The following is a 14,815-nucleotide window of genomic DNA, read 5'->3' as shown; positions in this document are numbered from 1 at the left end:
TGTGTGAGAGACGAGGCGACTCACCGCGTCGTTCCGTCGAGTCGCGACCGAAGTGCACCGACCACGTCGGTGAGGTGGGCCGTCCCCCAGATAGCCACCAGGAGGCCGCCAACCGTATCGAACACGAGGTCCAAGAGCGTGTCTTCGAGGCCGTACTGGGTCAACACAGACCCCGTTCCAGTGAGGATGGCGACGCGCGAGATGCCGAACTCGATGACCTCCCAGAAGACGCCGAAGGCGACGACGAAGAGCAAGATGAAGACGAACATGAACCGGTTCGGGAGGTAGATGGCGTCGCTGTGTAGGTCGACTGCGCGAATGGTCGCGTATCCTGCGGCGGCGACGACGGACGAGGACAGCGCGTGGGTGAGGTGGTCCCACCACCAGACGTTGGCGTAGAAACTCGCTTCGGAACCGGGGAGGCCGACGGTTCCGAGCGCGTGGAGAAACGCCGCAGACGATATCCAAAGCGTCAGTCCGGCGTCCAGCGGGATGCGGTAGTCGCGTTCGAGAATCGCTGGGAGATACGTCACGCCGAGGCCAACTGACGCGTTGACGACGATTCCGAGGTTGCCTCGGTCGACGCCGATGAAGATGAGGCCGACGAGGATGAGTTGCATCGCCCGCGAGAGTTGTCGCTGTCGGTGGTCGTCGATACGGAGCGTCCTCCGAATCCTCACGGCGAACCACCGACTTCTGCGTCGACTATCTCTTCTGCGTCGACTAATTCGGCGGCTTCGACGACGTCGTCAGGGAGACGTTCTCGGGAGTACGCCCGGCGGCGGAAGTAGTACTCGAATATCAGTCCAGCGAGGAGTCCAGCGAGCGTCGCTGCGACGAAATCCCACATCAGCATCGTCTCGATGACCGCTTCGGGCCGCCCGTTCAACAAGAGCCTCGTCCCGAGATAGATGTCGGACAACCACTGCACGACGGCCCAGATGCCAGCGGCGGCCATCGTCGCGATGACGACGAAGAAGACGGCAAAGGAGTGGTTCATCCGAACCGGGGTGAACACGTCGAGTTCGACGGCGATGATGAGTGCGACCGCGGCGACGGCGAGATACGTCGAGACGCGTCCTGTGAAGGTCATCCCGCCGATGGTCTCGCCCCTGACGAGGACGCGAGCGACGATGGGTAACGATGCGAGGGCGACGACTTCCCACGGGAGCATCGCCTGTGGTTCGCGGTACGCCACCGCTGGGACGATACTCAACACGGCGACGATGATGGCGAACCCGCCCCACACCAGGTCGTTGTTCGTCACGACGCTCGCGACGGCGACAGCAGTAAGAAAGCCAGTGAACAACCACGCGAGCACAGCGTTGAGCCGTTTACTCCGGACTAACCGGTTCAGTCCCGACTGCGTGGTTGACGACATACCCACCCGTTGGCGATGGGGTGGGGAAAACGTTTGGGCGCGAGTCTACGTGTTCGCGCCGCGGACGACCTCGTAGTCGTCCGTTCCACCATTCGACACGCCGATAATTGCCCATTCGTACGGAAGGTCCACACCTCGAAGTCGCTCTGTAAGCGTCTCGATGTGGTCGTTCCACGTCACGAAGCAGCGGAGACGATAGCCTGCGTCGTCGCCGCCGTCTGTAAGTACCGGTCGGCACTCAGACGCTTCGCGCGAGCTCAGTGCGGTCACCTGGACCGTACGCCACTTGTGTTCAGCCAGCATTTGGGGTCCGTCCCCCGAGACGGTGTACCCCAGCCGGCCGAATATCGACCGAGCCTCCTGAACAGGAGGCATCGAAGCCTGGGCCATGCAACTCTACCTACAATAGCTCACATGATAAAGGTTGTCACGGCACACCATACCAATCGTCAGAGAATGTGTCTACATCCAGACGATTTTACTCGTGTGCAGCGTCCCACTCGTCAGGTTTTCGGACGTTTCCGCACTCGTTGCACTCGATTCGACCCATCGTATCCATCGCCGTGTCGAACGAGTCGCAGTTGCCGCAGAGGTATCCCCAGCGGTTCTCGGCGTCGTCACTCGCGTAGACGACGTAGAACGGCCCTTTCGCTCCCCGCTCGACTTCGTCTCGGGCGACGTATACGGTCTTTCCACTGGCGACTGTCTGGGATTGTAAGTCGGCCATGGCTACGGGTTCGTCTGGCAGGGGCTTAAGAAGTCGGGGCGTTACGTGCGGAAGGATTCGCCACACCCACAACTGCTCGTCGCGTTGGGGTTTTCGACGTGGAAGCCTGCTCCTTGCAGGCCACCTTCGTAGGCGAGCGTCGAGCCACCGATGTAGTTGATACTCGCTGGGTCGACGAACACGCGGAGTCCGTGCTGTTCGACCACCGTGTCGTCGTCTTCCGGTTCGTTGTCGAATCGCATCCCGTACGAGAGGCCTGCACACCCTCCTTGCTGAACGAACAGACGGAGTCCGGCGACGTCGGTGTCCATCGACTCTCCTTCGAGGAGTGAGATGGCCTCGTCCGCGGCGGCGGGCGTGACCGTGACAGCCGCGTCGCCGCTTCCACTCGCGGATTCAGTGCTCATACTTCCCGTTATACTGTGGGAACGGTTAACTGTGGCGCCGGTTCTCCCCGCTCGCCGGTCGTCGGGACCGAAAATAGACCGACTAGCTACTCCTCGAAATCGACCGTCTGCTTACTCCTCGAATCGCTCGCGGACGCTCTGTGCGTGCGCGTCAAGTCCTTCTGCTTCGGCGAGCGTCGTAATCGTGTCCGAGAGGTCGTCGAGCGCCTCCCGGTCGAGTCGCTGGACGGTCGTCGAACGGACGAAGTGGTCCACTGAGAGGCCGCCCTGCCGCTTTGCACCCGCACCGGTCGGCAGGACGTGATTCGTCCCGGAGGCGTAATCTCCGGCGGCGACGGGCGTGTACGGCCCGAGGAAGACGCTCCCAGCCGAGTCGATGCGCTCCAAGAGCGCTTCGTCGTCGTCGGCCTGAATCGACAGGTGCTCTGCGGCGTACTCCTCGGCAAAGAGGACCGCTTCGGACATCGACCGGGCCAACAGCACGCCCGACGCGTCGTTCTCCAGCGCCGCTTCGATGGTCTCTGTGCGCTCTCTGTCGGCGGCTTGGCGCTCGACCTCGGCGACGATTTCCTCGGCGACGTCGGCGTCGTCCGTGACGGCGACGACAGAGGCGTTCGGGTCGTGTTCGGCCTGCGCGACGAGGTCGGCGGCGACGAAGCGAGGGTCCGCCGTCTCGTCGGCGACCACGAGGACCTCGGACGGGCCGGCGAGGAAGTCGATATCGACGTCACCGCGGACTTCGGCCTTCGCCGCGGTCACCCACTTGTTACCCGGTCCGACGACCTTCTGGACGGCCTTCACCGTCTCGGTCCCGTAGGCGAGGGCCGCGATTCCCTGTGCGCCGCCGACCGAGTAGACTGCATCCGCGCCGGCGACGTGCATCGCGGCGAGTGTGACGGGGTTCATCGGGTCTGCGGGCGGCGTGGCGACGGCGACGTGTTCGACGCCGGCCACCTTCGCGGGGATGACACCCATCAGGACGCTCGATGGATACGCGGCGGTTCCGCCGGGAGCGTAGACGCCGACGCGCTCGAGTGGTCGGTAGCGACGGCCGAGTTCTCTGCCCGAAAAGTCCTCACGCCAGTCTTCGGGTACCTGTCGCTCGTGGAACTCGCGGATGTTCGCCGCCGCCGTCTCGATTGCCTCGCGAACGTCGTCGTCGATCTCGTCGTACGCGCGTTCGGCCGCGTCGCTCACGTCGATGTTACCGACTTCGACGCCGTCGAACTCGCGAGAGAACTCGCGGAGGGCGACGTCGCCCTCTCTGCGGACTCGTTCGACGATGTCGCGGACGTCAGACCTGACCTCGGCAACGCCGGCGTCACGCTCGAAGAAGGCACGACGGGCGTCGGGGCCGAGACCGGCCAGTTCGCGAACCTCGATGTTCATACCCGGCGTTCGGTGTCGGCGTGAAAAGTCGTTGCGGAAACGGTGGGCGACGATGCGGAACCAGTTGGTGCCGACGTCTGCTGTCTCGTGGCCCCAGTCGACTCCAGCGCCAGCGCCATGTTATGAAGTCCACATGTCATAATCGCTCGCTACCCATCCAAAGTGATAGAAAATGTCTCACATGGTCTGGCGATAAATTTTCGATTAACCGACAGTAGCCCACCAGTTACCAATTTGTCAGGTGCACAAGTTCGACGTGAGGTGTCGAAGATGACCCCAACAGAAAACGAAGCACTCGCACGGCGGTTCGTCGAGGACGTGTGGAACGGCCACGACCTCGAAGTCGTAGACGACCTGTTTAGCCCAGACTACGTCGGCCACTGGTTCGACATGACTGGTGCGGACGTCGACAGAGATGGACTGAAGACGTTCATCCAGAACGTTTTGACTGGATTCCCCGACTACCAGATGGACATCGAGTATATCCACGCAGACGACGAACTCGTGACCCTCGGGTTCCGTGGCGGTGGAACGCACGAAGGAGAGTTCTACGGGATTCCGCCGACGGGCAACGCACCGACTGACGACGAAAAGACCCCCGGCATCATGTCGATGCGGGTGAGCGATGGACAAATCGTCGAAGGCTGGGCGACGTGGGACTCTCTGGGACTGCTCCAGGGAATCGGCGTACTGCCTCAGGACGTCGGTCAGGCCGCCTCTGCAGACGACTGACCGTCTCGCACGCTGAACGAGCCCACTTTTTACGTGACGTCCCGGCGCTCGGTGTACGTCAGCGTCTGCTGGTCGGTCTGGATGGTCGTTTGCACCGTTATCCACCCATCGGCTTGCTGGACGGCGAACGCCTCGGAGAACGAGAGTTCGACGCGTCTGGTCGTCGTGAACGACTCGCCAGCATCGAGGTCACCCACTTCTTGGCTCCCTCGCCACACCTCGTCTTCGGCGGCGGTGCTGTTGCCGACGAAGATGCGACTGTAGACGGTGACGCCCGTCGCGTCGGCGTCTTGCTGGTTCGTCAGCGTGCTCGTCACGTCGCGGCAGGTCTGACCGCACTGTTCGATTCGGTCGATAGTGACGACGAACGGCGGTGACGACGACTCGGTGGTCGGTGTGCTTCCGTCACCGCTCGAACTGCCGTCGCCTCCGTCGTTGCCGTCGCTTCCACCGGCGTCTCCACTACCGCCGGACGTGGGCGTTTGTGTGGCTGTGGGCGTCTGCGTCGGGAACGGTTCTGTCGGTTGGTCGCTGGAATCTGCCCCACCGGCGAACGGGCCAAAGCCGGTTGCGAAGGCTACGGTCACACCGCCTCCAACGACGAGGAGGACCGCGACGACAGCGAGGAGTGGCCGTCTCATGGTATAAGAGTATACGTGTCGGATAGATGAATGTTCGTGCGTCAGACCGCTCAGTTACTGGACGGTGCAGGTCCGCCCGCGTGGTCGCTGACGGCGGGGCCGAGCGCGCCGTCCATCATGCCGTCCATGAACTCGTTCACCGAGTCGTGGATGTCGGAGACGAAGTCGGGAACTGGGCCGGGCAGTTCGCTCGGCGGTCCCTGTTGGGCGGCGTCGTCGTGCTGGGCCGCGTCGTGTTGGGCCGCGTCGTGCTGGGCGTCGTCGTGCTGGGCCGCGTCTGTTCCGCTCGATTCGCCTGCGTGTTCGCCGGGCGTGGCGGCGGCGACACCTGCAGTCGCGACGAGGACTGCGAGTGCGACGCCGACTATCGTGATTCGTTTCATCGTGGTTCGCTCCGGTCGCTACTCACGATGCGAGGATAATGAAAGGAAGAAACCGTACAGGCCAGTTTCCACCGAATTTCCGAACCGTCGAACCGAATTAACTCGGATTGACGGCGAGTGAGGCCGGATTACTGCTTCAGTTGTTCGCGCATCGCCGCGAACCCGGCTTCGACGTCCACGTCCGCGCCCTGCGCTTCCAGCGCCTCGCCGAGTGCGGTCAGGAGGAACGAGACGTTCTGGGGCTTCGCGGAGTAACCCATACACCCGATACGGAAGATGTCGCCCGCGAGTGCGCCGAGGCCGCCGGCGATTTCGAGGTCGTAGTGTTCGAGGACGTAGTCGATGGCTTCGCCGGCGTCGACGCCGTCTGGGACGAGCACTGCGTTGAGACTCGGCAACCAGTAGTCGTCTTCGGGGTTCAGCCCGAGACCCATCGCTTCGACGCCAGCCTTGAGCGCGCCGGCGACGCGGAGATGGCGGTCCCACCGGTTCTCGATTCCCTCTTCGGCGACGAGGCGGAGCGCCTCACGAATCGCGTAGACGTTGGTAATCGGTGCCGTGTGGTGGTACGCTCGGTCGTCGCCCCAGTAGCCTTCGAGGAGCGAGAGGTCGAGATACCACGAACGCGGGTCTTCCTCACGCGAGAGCACCTTGTCCATCGCGCGGTCGTTGAGCGTCAGCGGACTCGCACCCGGCGGACAAGAGAGACACTTCTGCGGGCCGGAGTACGCCACGTCGATACCCCAGTCGTCGACTTCGAGTTCGACGCCGCCGAGCGAGGTGACGGTGTCGGCGACGACGAGTGCGTCGTGGTCGTGAGCGATACTCGTCAGTTCGGGGACGTTCGGTTGCTTCACGCCAGTCGAGGTTTCGGCGTGGACGAAGCCGAACACGTCGGGCTGGTACTCGTCGAACGCCTCTTGTACGTCTACGGGGTCGAGCGGTTCGCCCCACGGTGCGTCGACGTGGACGACGTTCCCGCCGGCGCGTTCGGCCATCGACTCCATCCGGCCGCCGAAGTAGCCGTTGGTCGGGACGAGCATCGTGTCGCCCGGTTCGACGACGTTTCCGATAGCCGCCTCCATCGACGCCGACCCAGTTCCAGAGACGGGAATCGTCCACTGGTTGTCGGTCCGGAAGGTGTAGCGCATGAGCTCTTGGACCTCGTTCATGATGTCGATGAACGATGGGTCGAGGTGACCGACGAGCGGCGTCGACATCGCTCGAAGTACGCGGGGATGTACGTCGCTCGGGCCAGGGCCCATCAGCGTCCGATTCGGCGGAGCAAGTTCGCCAACCTCTGGTGCATCCGTCATGGTCTACCGTGAGGTGTCACGTAATGCAGTAAAAGGAATGTGGTTGCGGAAGGCCTTCCGCGACGGGTCCTGCTTCGTTCTCGCCGTGGGCGACTCGCTCACCCTATCCGAGTACCGCCTCGGCGACTTTCTCGATTGGATGCGGTGGTCGGTCTGTGCTCCGTGCTCTGTCTCCGAGTTGTGTTCGGCACGACGCACCCGGTGCGACCACGGTGTCGCCGTCGCTCTCGTCGACTTGGCCGAACAGGATACGACCGATTGCTTTCGAGAGGTCGTAATGTTCGGACTCGTAGCCGAAACTGCCGGCCATCCCACAGCAGCCCGAGTCGAGTGGGTCGACGTCGTAGCCAACCCGCCGGAGGACGCCAACTGCGTGATGGTCTTTGTTCAGCGCTTTCTGGTTGCAGTGGCCGTGGTACGTCAGTGACTCGGTTCGACCACCGTCGGCGGCGGCTTGCCCGGCGATGCCCGTCGACTCGGGGGCACGAACAGACTGGTCGAACGCGTCGTCCAGTCGGTAGACGTCGATGAACTCCATGACGCCGTAGGCCGCCGCGCCGACGTTCGTGACGGCGTCTCCGTCCAACAGGTCGGAGTACTCGTCTTGGAACATCACGGCGTCCGAGGGTTCGGTGAACACCACCGACCAGCCATCGTCGACGTACGGGGCGAGGACGTCGACGTTTCGGGCCGCACGGCCGCGTGCGAGGTCGAGGAACCCACCGGAGTACGCGGCCCGACCGCTCGGTGCGACGTTCTTCGCGAGTCGAACGTGGACGCCGGCCGCTTCCAGCGTCCGCACGGCGGCTTTACCGATTTCAGGCGTGACGTAGTTCGTGTACGTGTCGGGGAAGATGAGGACCTTGTGTGTCGCGTCGTTGGCCGACACCGCAGGCGTTCGAGACTGCATCCAGTCTTCGAGCGTGTTTCGGGTAAACGATGGAAGTTCTCGCTCCGGTGCGATGCCGAAGAGACGCTCCATCACCGCCCGTGCACCCGGAACCTTCGTGGCCCAGTTCGACACGGGTGCGAGCGTGCTTCCCAACTTTGCGGCGTTGTCTATCTGTGCGAACATGCGCTCGCGGAACGACGACCCCTCCTGTTCGTGGTGTTTGTGTTTGACCTCGGCTTTGAGTTTCGCCAAGTCGACGCCGGTCGGACAGTCGTTCTTACAGCCTTTACACCCCACACAGAGGCCGAGTACTTCCTCTTGGAAGCGGTCGGAGTAGAGTTCGTCTTCCGGGAGGTCGCCGCTGATAGCCGCACGGAGCATGTTCGCCCGGCCACGGGTGGTTTCGGCTTCGTCTTTCGACGCCCGATACGTCGGACACATCGTCTCTGACCCCGTCTGCCGGCAGGTTCCACACCCGTTACACAACTCGACGAGGTGTGAAAATCCACCTTCGTCCTCGAAGTCGAGCGTCGTCGCGGGTTCGAGCGACTGATACGCCGCGCCGTAGCGAAGGTTCTCCCGCATGTCCGCTGGGTCGTCGTCGCGGTAGACGACGTTCCCCGGATTCATTCGCCAGTCGGGGTCGAACACCGACTTCAGTTCTTTGAACGCGTCCCAGAGTTGCGGCCCGTACATCTTCGGGTTCCACTCGGTTCGGGCCATCCCGTCGCCGTGTTCGCCCGAGAAGGCACCGTGGTGTTCTAACACGAGGTCGGTCACGTCGTCCGTAATCGAGTGCATCGTCTCGATTCCGTCGGCGTCTTTGAGGTTGAGTATCGGGCGGATGTGGAGCGTCCCCGACCCGGCGTGGGCGAAGTACGCCGCCGACGTGCCGTGGTCCGCGAGCACGTCCTCGAACGACTGGACGTACTCGGCGAGTTCTTCGGGCGGCACGCTGGCGTCTTCGATGAACGGATACGGTTTGGGGTCGCCCTGCAGCGACATGAGCAACGGAATCGCCGCCTTCCGGAGTTTCCAGAGGTCTGCTTGCGCGTCGTCGGTGTAAGCTTCGATGACGTCGAAGGCGTTGCCCTCGTCAGCGCCCGACTGCAAGAAGTGGTCGTTGGCCGCCGCGATGGCCGCCTCGAAGTCGTCGTGGAGTTCCGAGTCGAATTCGAGCATCAGCGTCGCCGCCGTCCCGTCAGGGATTTGCTCGACGTACTGGGCGTACTCGCTGGACTCGCGGGCCATCCGGAACACCTCGTCGTCCATCAGTTCGACGGCGCTGGCGTCGAAGTCGAGCGCGTCGGGAACCGCCGCCATCGCGTCTATCAGGTCCTCGTAAGCGTAGAGGACGAGCGCCGTCTCCTCCGGCACCGTCACCAACGAGAGCGTCGCTTCGACGACGACGCCGAGCGTCCCTTCCGCGCCGACGAAGAGTTTCGAGAGGTTGACGACGGTTTCACCGTCGTCGTTCTCGGAGACGACTTTGTGGAGGTTGTAGCCCGAGACGGAGCGTTTGAGCGTCGGATACCGTCGTTCGATTTCCTCTTCGTTGTCTTCGACGAGTTGCCGGACGGTGCGATAGAGGGCCGCCTCGCGGTCGTCTCTCTCTACGATTTCGTCCCACTCGTCGCTGTCGACGACGACGTCGCGTGTGTGAATCTTCGACCCGTCTGCGAGAATCACCGCCAACTCCTCCGTGTAGGCGTCGGTGATACCGTACCGGACCGAGTGCGCGCCGGTGGAGTTGTTTCCGATACCGCCACCGATAGTCGCACGGTTCGACGACGCCGGGTCGGGGGCGAACTTCAGACCGTACTCGGCGAGTCGGTCGTCTAAATCGTCCTGGACGACGCCTGGTTGGACCGTCGCCCGTCGGTCGTCGGGGTCGATGGAGACGATGTCGTCCATATACTTCGAGAAGTCGAGGACGACACATCCCGGACCGACCGTCTGTCCTGCAAGTGACGACCCGGCACCGCGCGGCAATATCGGCACGTCGTGCTCCGACGCGAGTTCGACGGCAGTCTGTACGTCGCTGACGGTTCGGGGGATGACGACGCCTGCCGGACGCGCCCTGTATATCGACCCGTCGGTGGCGTACAGTATCTGTGCGTACTCGTCGAACCGAACCTCGCCATCGACGGCGTCGCGCAGGGCTGACGCCAACGCGGCGTACGCCTCGACGTCGGCTACCTCGTAGTCACGAGCGTCCTGAAACTGCTGAAAATCACTCAGGTCACTTCCAGACGATGCAGTGACTCGATTCGTTCGCGGGGAGTCGCCACCAGCCATTGTAATGTATAATCGTGCAGAACTAGAAAAGTGTGTGTGCGTCCCGCCATCTTTGCCCCGAGCGGTAGTGTGTCGGTGAGCGTGACCGAATTACTGCGGTGGGTTTCGTGGATAGTTGCCGACGCCGGTCTGGAGTTCGCCCTCGACGACGACCCACCCTCGCTGGTCTGCAGGCAGGTCGTAGACGGTGATACGGTCGGTGTACTCGTTGAAGTTCCACCCGCCGACCCACCACGAGTTGGTCCCGCTGAGTTCCGTCGTGACGGTGAGACGCGTCGTCTCCGGGCCGTCGTACTCGACGAAAATCAGCGAATCGTAGGAGTAACACTGCGTCTCGTCGGAGTCGTGAGGCCAGTCACACGGGACCGCCCGCGGGTTCGAACGCGGGTGCAAGACGGGTTCTGTTCGCGCCGGTGATTTCGTATCGACAGAGCGGTCGACGGTGAGTCGAGCGTTCACTTCGATGGCGTCGTGTTCGACTCGCAGCGTCTCCGAATCGTTACGGGCGTACTCTTCGGGCGGAATCTGTTCCCACCGTACTAGCCGGTCGTCTTCGATGACCGCTCGGTGGTACGTCGGCTCTCCGGGGAGTTCGTCCGCCCGAAGTCGGAGCATCGGCCCGTGTCGGGTTTCGACCACGTCGTACGACCACGCGTCTGGTTTCAGGTAGTCGCGTGACTCGACGACTGCGCCAATCTCCGAGTGGCCCTCGTAGACCGGCAACGGGACGAATATCGTGACGTTCGTAATCTGCTCGTCCGCCGAGACGCGAACCGTGTAGTCGTACTCGCTCCCGTAGGAGTCGAGAAACGAGAGTCTCCCGACTGTCCAGAGTCCGCCACCGACGACGGCGACGACGACGAGGAGAGCAACAGCGACGATACCGAGTGTACGTGTGTTCATCGTTTGCTCCGGCGAGTTGTGAGAGACTGGTTCTGTGACCCACCTGCTCTCGACCGGGCATTGGTGTTAGTTCCCTGAGATGATGTATTCATCGCCAGATTCCAGACGAATAAGAACGTCGTCGTCACCGCCGAGCTATCGAATCTCACCTGCCGGAGTCGTCGAACGAGTCGTCGTCGTAGCGGGCGTCGACTCGATAGCCGAGACGAACCTGCCGACGAGCACCAGACCGACCAGACTGAACGCACCGAAGACGAGTACCTGCGGGAGAACGACGGCTTGCCCGTCGAGGACCATGAAGCCAATCATCGACAGGACGGCCAGTCCGAGCGTCGTCGCTTTGACGAGGAGGACGCCAGTGAGCACGTATCCGCGTGCGTCTCTCTGCCACAACCAGTATGCCGAGAGGAGGAGTGCAGGGAGGAACACAGCGAGGTCCAACGTGTGGATGACGTTCACCGGAACGCCCGTGTCGCGGATGCTCGCCGGGACAGTTCCCGCCAGCGTCGCAGGGATGATTTCAGCAAGCCAGAGTGCGGCGACGACGACGGCTACCGTCACTTGAAATACGACGTCGGACCGCACCGAGTGGGCACGCATCCGGTCACGAAGGGCCGTCGCGTCGAGTCGGAGTATCCCGCCGACGAGCGTGACCAACGTCAGTGCGAACAGCGCGACGTAGACGAGATAGAGCTCGTTGAACGCGGTCATGAACGCGTAGGAGGCGTACGTGTAGAGGAGATAGCCGGTCACGCCGAGCCAGACGACGTACCCTCGAAGCGACCCACGGACTGCGGCGTACAACGACCCTGCCAGGACGGGGACAGCGACGGCGAGTGTCAGCGCGTCTTGACCGTACACCTGTGTGACGAGCGCGGGTGCGTCCCGATAGAAGTCGGGGACGAAGAGCCCCACGGCAGTTGCGACGACAGTTAACACCAGCGTCAGAACAGACGCGACGAGGGACGGCCGACTAACCGAGTTCACGGGTCGTTGCTGGACAACTGAACTCCCAGGTCGAGTCCGGGTGTCTGAACTCTCCGGGGAGTTCACGCCTGTGTTTCCTCCGACTCTCCGCCGGCAGAGACGTCGCCCGTCTCGACCAGTGCGGCGAAGTCGGCGGCGAACGACTCGACTTCGTCCCAGTCGGTGTACTCGTAGTCGCGAGACGTGTCCGTGTCACCGGTCGCGTCTTTGGCGATGCGCTTCATCATGAACCGCGTGAGGAACCCGTACTCCGAGTACCGGAGAGCACCACCGAACTTCGCGATTCTGTCTGGATGCCACTCGGTTCCTTCGACGAACTCGTCGATGTACGCCGCCGCCTCGGCCTGTACTTCCTCGTTCGGATTCGCAGACGACAGCGACACCTGGAAGAACCCGTTCGGTCGCGCTTCGAGTACGTCGCGGTTCTCGCGGACGAACTCGTAGATATCCTTGGCGTGTTTTCCCAGGTGAATCGACGACCCGACGAGTATCGCGTCGAACGTCTCTCCCGACGTTTCGGGGGTGATGTCTTCGACAGCGACGGCGGTTGCGTCGTGTCCGCGTCCGTCGAACACTTCGACGATTCGCTCCGATATCTTCGCGGTCTGTCCTTCACGACTCCCGTAGACGACGAGGATTGACACCATCAGTAGTCACCACCGAGAGATTCGTCGGCTCGGGAGATAACGTCGGTCTCAGCCTCTCACTACCTGGGAACGGTGAGCGGTGGCACTCGCGACAGCACCTCACCGTGACACGACGAACGATTCTCGAAATGTAATATTCTCAAGTGGTTTATTTCCCCTCGACACACGTCTCTCGTTCCATGAACACTGACTGGTCCCAGTGGCCCTCCGACGAACGTGATGGTGACACGACGCGGTCGAATCGAGCAGGTGCGTGACGATGCCGGCTATCCAGACCGACGGACTGACGAAACGGTACGGTCACGACGTGTACGCCGTCTCCGACCTCTCGCTGACCGTCGAAGAAGGCGAAGTGTTCGGGTTCCTCGGCCCGAACGGCGCAGGAAAGTCGACGACGATAGACCTGCTGATGGACTTCGTTCGCCCCTCGTCGGGGTCTGCGACGGTCCTCGGATACGACGTCCAAGAAGAGGCGGGCGCGGTCCACGAACGAGTCGGGATTCTCCCAGACGGGTACAGTCTGTACCACCGCCTCTCTGGCCGAAAACACGTCGAGTACGCAATCGCACTCAAAGAGAGCGACGACGACCCGGACGACATTCTCGAACGCGTCGGACTCGACCCGGACGCGGCGGCGCGACCAGCGAGAACGTATTCGAAAGGGATGAGTCAGCGACTCGCACTCGGAATGGCGCTCGTCGGAGACCCCGACGTACTCATTCTGGACGAACCCTCGAGCGGCCTCGACCCGGATGGTATCCGAGACATCCGCGAGTTGGCCCGGTCGCACGCCGACGACGGCGGAACCGTGTTCTTCTCGTCACACATCCTCAGCCAGGTCGAAGCGGTGTGTGACCGCGTCGGTATCCTCTCGAACGGGCGGTTGGTCGCCATCGACACCATCGACGGACTCCGAGACGCAGTCGGAACGGGAGCGACGATTGCACTGGTCGTCGACGCGGCACCGTCTGGAGTCGACCTGACCGACATCCCTGGGGTTGCGGACGTGACCGTCACCGACGGCGTCGTCAGTGCGACCTGTACTGAACCGTCGTCCAAAGTCGAGTTCGTCGACCGAGTGCGGGACGGCGGCAGTACCGTCCTCGACATCGAGACGCACGAAGCGTCGCTCGAAGACCTGTTTTCGGCGTACACGCGTCCGGCCGACGGGCGACTCGTCGTCGAGGTGGACCAATGAGTTGGCAGGTCATCGCGGCCAAAGAGTTCGACGACGCCGTGCGGTCGAAACTGCTGTGGTCGCTCGTCGCCGTCGTCGCGCTCGTCGTGGGCCTCACCTCGCTCGTTCCGTTGCTCATCCCCGAGTTCGACGCGTCGGTACTGATGGGGTTGGGCGCTGCGACGGAGTTCGCGGCGATGCTCGTCCCCATCGTCGCACTCGTCGCGGCCTATCTCGCACTCGCCGGGGAACGCGAGTCCGGAAGTATCCGACTCTTGCTCGGACTGCAACCAGCGCGTGGGACAGTCCTCGTCGGGAAGTTCGTCGGTCGGAGTGGCGTCGTCGTCGCAGGTATCGGTCTCGGCGTGGTCATCGCCGGTATCCTCGCGTGGGCAGTCTACGGCGAGTTACCACTCACGGCGTTCGTCGGCATCCTCGTCCTCACAGGAGCGCTCGGTGTCGCCTTCGTCGGCATCGCTATCGGCATCTCTGCGGCAACTGCAACACGCGCACGGGCGATGACCATCGGTATCGCCGCGTATCTCGGCCTCGCTCTCCTGTGGGACCTCGTCCCGCAAGGAGTCCATCTCGTCGTCCTCGGCGGGTTCCCGACCGGGTCGGTTCCGGGGTGGTATCTACTCTTAGAAGGACTCAGTCCGTCCGGTGCCTACAGTGCGCTCGTCACCGCGGTTCTGAGCGCGAGTGACCCGGCGATACCCGGCGCGGAGGCACTCCTCGGCGGGCCCGTCCCCAGTTACGCACAGTGGTGGGTCTTCGTGCTCGTCCTCGTCGCGTGGACGACGGTTCCCCTCGTCTTCGGGTACGCGGTGTTTCGGCGTGCAGACCTGAACTGACCGAACTCGACTCGACGGGATGTCTTCTGCGGCGTGTCGTGCATAGCGCTCCCACGATTCTCGGTATCTTAGAGTCACGGA

The 14,815-nt window shown here is 62.9% G+C and carries 16 protein-coding genes; 3 read left to right on the top strand and 13 right to left on the bottom strand.

Annotation, left to right across the window (positions count from 1 at the left end; translation table 11 throughout):
• Positions 1 to 20 precede the first annotated feature (20 nt).
• The 6 genes from GJR99_RS14800 to hisD form a co-directional block, all read right to left on the bottom strand.
• Positions 21 to 680: a hypothetical protein gene (locus GJR99_RS14800; RefSeq protein ID WP_151113495.1), complete on the bottom strand. Its 660-nt coding sequence runs from the start codon at positions 678 to 680 to the stop codon at positions 21 to 23.
• The gene (locus GJR99_RS14795; RefSeq protein WP_151113493.1) at positions 677 to 1,381 is read right to left on the bottom strand and encodes a hypothetical protein; all 705 of its coding nucleotides are present in this window, start codon (positions 1,379 to 1,381) and stop codon (positions 677 to 679) included. The genes GJR99_RS14800 and GJR99_RS14795 overlap by 4 nt, the downstream gene beginning before the upstream one ends.
• Positions 1,382 to 1,426: 45 nt before the next feature.
• Positions 1,427 to 1,771, bottom strand: a complete 345-nt coding sequence (locus GJR99_RS14790; protein WP_151113491.1) for a DUF7116 family protein — start codon at positions 1,769 to 1,771, stop codon at positions 1,427 to 1,429.
• An 88-nt stretch (positions 1,772 to 1,859) separates the two neighbouring features.
• Positions 1,860 to 2,108 (bottom strand): DUF5816 domain-containing protein, encoded by a 249-nt coding sequence (locus GJR99_RS14785; protein WP_151113489.1) that lies wholly within the window; start codon positions 2,106 to 2,108, stop codon positions 1,860 to 1,862.
• A gap of 41 nt (positions 2,109 to 2,149) precedes the next feature.
• Positions 2,150 to 2,515, bottom strand: coding sequence for a HesB/IscA family protein (locus GJR99_RS14780; protein WP_151113486.1), 366 nt, complete (start codon positions 2,513 to 2,515; stop codon positions 2,150 to 2,152).
• Between the two features lie 111 nt (positions 2,516 to 2,626).
• On the bottom strand, positions 2,627 to 3,898 hold the full coding sequence (gene hisD / locus GJR99_RS14775; RefSeq protein WP_191967155.1) for a histidinol dehydrogenase: 1,272 nt from the start codon (positions 3,896 to 3,898) through the stop codon (positions 2,627 to 2,629).
• A gap of 276 nt (positions 3,899 to 4,174) precedes the next feature.
• Between hisD and GJR99_RS14770 the strand changes: the two genes are divergently transcribed.
• Positions 4,175 to 4,636, top strand: coding sequence for an ester cyclase (locus tag GJR99_RS14770; RefSeq protein WP_151113482.1), 462 nt, complete (start codon positions 4,175 to 4,177; stop codon positions 4,634 to 4,636).
• 29 nt (positions 4,637 to 4,665) lie between these two features.
• Here GJR99_RS14770 and GJR99_RS14765 read toward each other — a convergent pair whose 3' ends face one another.
• From GJR99_RS14765 to GJR99_RS14735, 7 genes are all read right to left on the bottom strand, one after another.
• The gene (locus GJR99_RS14765) at positions 4,666 to 5,277 is read right to left on the bottom strand and encodes a hypothetical protein (protein WP_151113480.1); all 612 of its coding nucleotides are present in this window, start codon (positions 5,275 to 5,277) and stop codon (positions 4,666 to 4,668) included.
• A 50-nt stretch (positions 5,278 to 5,327) separates the two neighbouring features.
• Positions 5,328 to 5,660 (bottom strand): hypothetical protein, encoded by a 333-nt coding sequence (locus GJR99_RS14760; protein ID WP_151113478.1) that lies wholly within the window; start codon positions 5,658 to 5,660, stop codon positions 5,328 to 5,330.
• 128 nt (positions 5,661 to 5,788) lie between these two features.
• Positions 5,789 to 6,925 (bottom strand): pyridoxal-phosphate-dependent aminotransferase family protein, encoded by a 1,137-nt coding sequence (locus GJR99_RS14755; protein ID WP_191967154.1) that lies wholly within the window; start codon positions 6,923 to 6,925, stop codon positions 5,789 to 5,791.
• Between the two features lie 154 nt (positions 6,926 to 7,079).
• Complete coding sequence (locus GJR99_RS14750) at positions 7,080 to 10,166, bottom strand: FAD-binding and (Fe-S)-binding domain-containing protein (RefSeq protein ID WP_151113474.1); 3,087 nt, start codon at positions 10,164 to 10,166, stop codon at positions 7,080 to 7,082.
• Positions 10,167 to 10,256: 90 nt separating this feature from the next.
• Positions 10,257 to 11,069: a hypothetical protein gene (locus GJR99_RS14745; protein WP_151113472.1), complete on the bottom strand. Its 813-nt coding sequence runs from the start codon at positions 11,067 to 11,069 to the stop codon at positions 10,257 to 10,259.
• 135 nt (positions 11,070 to 11,204) lie between these two features.
• A complete protein-coding gene (locus GJR99_RS14740; protein ID WP_225317645.1) occupies positions 11,205 to 12,008 on the bottom strand; it encodes a hypothetical protein in 804 nt (267 codons plus the stop codon).
• A 110-nt stretch (positions 12,009 to 12,118) separates the two neighbouring features.
• Entirely contained in the window at positions 12,119 to 12,703 is a 585-nt protein-coding gene (locus GJR99_RS14735) for a flavodoxin domain-containing protein (protein WP_151113468.1), read from the bottom strand.
• Positions 12,704 to 12,962: 259 nt separating this feature from the next.
• On the opposite strand from GJR99_RS14735, the gene GJR99_RS14730 reads away from it, so the two are divergent.
• Together GJR99_RS14730 and GJR99_RS14725 are read left to right on the top strand one after the other, a co-directional pair.
• Positions 12,963 to 13,901, top strand: a complete 939-nt coding sequence (locus GJR99_RS14730) for an ABC transporter ATP-binding protein (RefSeq protein WP_151113466.1) — start codon at positions 12,963 to 12,965, stop codon at positions 13,899 to 13,901.
• Positions 13,898 to 14,734, top strand: a complete 837-nt coding sequence (locus GJR99_RS14725) for an ABC transporter permease subunit (protein ID WP_151113464.1) — start codon at positions 13,898 to 13,900, stop codon at positions 14,732 to 14,734. The genes GJR99_RS14730 and GJR99_RS14725 overlap by 4 nt, the downstream gene beginning before the upstream one ends.
• Positions 14,735 to 14,815: the final 81 nt, after the last annotated feature.

This window comes from Haloferax marinum (assembly GCF_009674625.1).
GTDB classification, from domain to species: Archaea; Halobacteriota; Halobacteria; order Halobacteriales; family Haloferacaceae; genus Haloferax; species Haloferax marinum.
The sequence above is the reverse complement of the archived record's forward strand: the minus strand, read 5'-3'. Positions and strand labels throughout refer to the sequence as shown.

Coding starts and splice junctions, on each gene's coding strand:
- GJR99_RS14760 (WP_151113478.1), bottom strand. CDS start 5,660: ATGAAACGAATCACGATAGTCGGCGTCGCACTCGCAGTCCTCGTCGCG.
- GJR99_RS14745 (WP_151113472.1), bottom strand. CDS start 11,069: ATGAACACACGTACACTCGGTATCGTCGCTGTTGCTCTCCTCGTCGTC.
- GJR99_RS14770 (WP_151113482.1), top strand. CDS start 4,175: ATGACCCCAACAGAAAACGAAGCACTCGCACGGCGGTTCGTCGAGGAC.
- GJR99_RS14785 (WP_151113489.1), bottom strand. CDS start 2,108: ATGGCCGACTTACAATCCCAGACAGTCGCCAGTGGAAAGACCGTATAC.
- GJR99_RS14765 (WP_151113480.1), bottom strand. CDS start 5,277: ATGAGACGGCCACTCCTCGCTGTCGTCGCGGTCCTCCTCGTCGTTGGA.
- GJR99_RS14795 (WP_151113493.1), bottom strand. CDS start 1,381: ATGTCGTCAACCACGCAGTCGGGACTGAACCGGTTAGTCCGGAGTAAA.
- GJR99_RS14735 (WP_151113468.1), bottom strand. CDS start 12,703: ATGGTGTCAATCCTCGTCGTCTACGGGAGTCGTGAAGGACAGACCGCG.
- GJR99_RS14755 (WP_191967154.1), bottom strand. CDS start 6,925: ATGGGCCCTGGCCCGAGCGACGTACATCCCCGCGTACTTCGAGCGATG.
- GJR99_RS14750 (WP_151113474.1), bottom strand. CDS start 10,166: ATGGCTGGTGGCGACTCCCCGCGAACGAATCGAGTCACTGCATCGTCT.
- GJR99_RS14730 (WP_151113466.1), top strand. CDS start 12,963: ATGCCGGCTATCCAGACCGACGGACTGACGAAACGGTACGGTCACGAC.
- GJR99_RS14725 (WP_151113464.1), top strand. CDS start 13,898: ATGAGTTGGCAGGTCATCGCGGCCAAAGAGTTCGACGACGCCGTGCGG.
- GJR99_RS14780 (WP_151113486.1), bottom strand. CDS start 2,515: ATGAGCACTGAATCCGCGAGTGGAAGCGGCGACGCGGCTGTCACGGTC.
- GJR99_RS14790 (WP_151113491.1), bottom strand. CDS start 1,771: ATGGCCCAGGCTTCGATGCCTCCTGTTCAGGAGGCTCGGTCGATATTC.